The 984-nt window shown below is 56.5% G+C and carries 1 protein-coding gene and 1 pseudogene; one reads left to right on the forward strand and one right to left on the reverse strand.

Going from position 1 to position 984, the window contains the following annotated elements:
- A pseudogene (locus NW837_RS12265) lies at positions 1 to 206 on the reverse strand (hypothetical protein); the annotation flags it as partial.
- Between the two features lie 153 nt (positions 207 to 359).
- Between NW837_RS12265 and NW837_RS12270 the strand changes: the two are divergent.
- Positions 360 to 794 (forward strand): Fur family transcriptional regulator, encoded by a 435-nt coding sequence (locus NW837_RS12270; RefSeq protein ID WP_414331897.1) that lies wholly within the window; start codon positions 360 to 362, stop codon positions 792 to 794.
- The last annotated feature ends 190 nt before the right edge of the window (positions 795 to 984 follow it).

Consider the following 984-nt stretch of genomic DNA (forward strand, 5'->3'; position numbering starts at 1 on the left):
GGAGAGGGGAGAGCGGCTCTAGGGGATCCCATCCCTGGGGCTAGATGAGAGGGCTGCTGCCGACTGGCCCAATAGGCTCCTGCCAATCCACTGCTGCTGGCCAACCCCAACAAACCCAGAATTACCTTGCGCCGCTGCATGATCTTTGCCCCCAACACTCCAGCGGTATTGTAGAAAATCAAAAGGCTGATGTTGGGCTCTTCCATTTGCGCACGGCCTGGACTCGGCTCGAAGATGGCTATGCGCGGCAGCTCTTGTAGAGTTCGGGGTGTTTTTTGAACAACTGTTGACGCACAAATGCTACCTTGGTAGAGATGAGCAACTACCTATCTCAGACTCGGTATGACTTGAGGTTTTCCATGCCTCGCCCCTTGGATTCTTTGGAAGCTGCTTTGGAACGGTGCCGGGAGTGCAATCTGCGTTTGAGCCGACAGCGCCGTTATATCCTGGAGCTGCTGTGGCAGTGTGGCGAGCACCTCTCCGCCCGCGAGATTTACGATCGCCTAAATCAGCAGGGCAAACCGATTGGCCACACGTCCGTTTATCAAAACCTGGAAGCTTTGGCCAGCCACAACATTGTCGAGTGCTTGGATCGTGCCGATGGGCGCCGCTACGGCAACCGCACCCATCCCCACAGCCACGTGAACTGTCTGGATAGCAACCGCATCTTGGATGTGGACGTGGAGCTGCCGCCTGAACTGCTGGCCCAAGTGGAGCAACAAACGGGCACCCGCATCCAAAGTTACCGCATTGAGTTTTTTGGGGTGGAAAAGCCTGCGGAGCCCCAGCAGTAACCTTGGCAAAGGGATCCCTGCTGCCCTGAGCAAAAGTTGGGCAAAGGTCAGTAAGCTCGATTTTGGCCTTTGCCGATTTGCGACTGGATTTGCTCGAGAGAACTGGCAGGGGCCAGGCATTTGTTACCCCAGCACACCAGCCCTAGAGCTCCTTCCGGCAGAGGTTCGGCTTCGGTGGGGAGAGCAAAGA

It is taken from the genome of Synechococcus sp. R6-10 (assembly GCF_047461815.1).
Lineage (GTDB): Bacteria > Cyanobacteriota > Cyanobacteriia > Thermostichales > Thermostichaceae > Thermostichus.

Bases quoted from the DNA above. Each gene is read 5' to 3' on its own strand.
- NW837_RS12270 (WP_414331897.1), top strand. From the start codon at position 360: ATGCCTCGCCCCTTGGATTCTTTGGAAGCTGCTTTGGAACGGTGCCGG.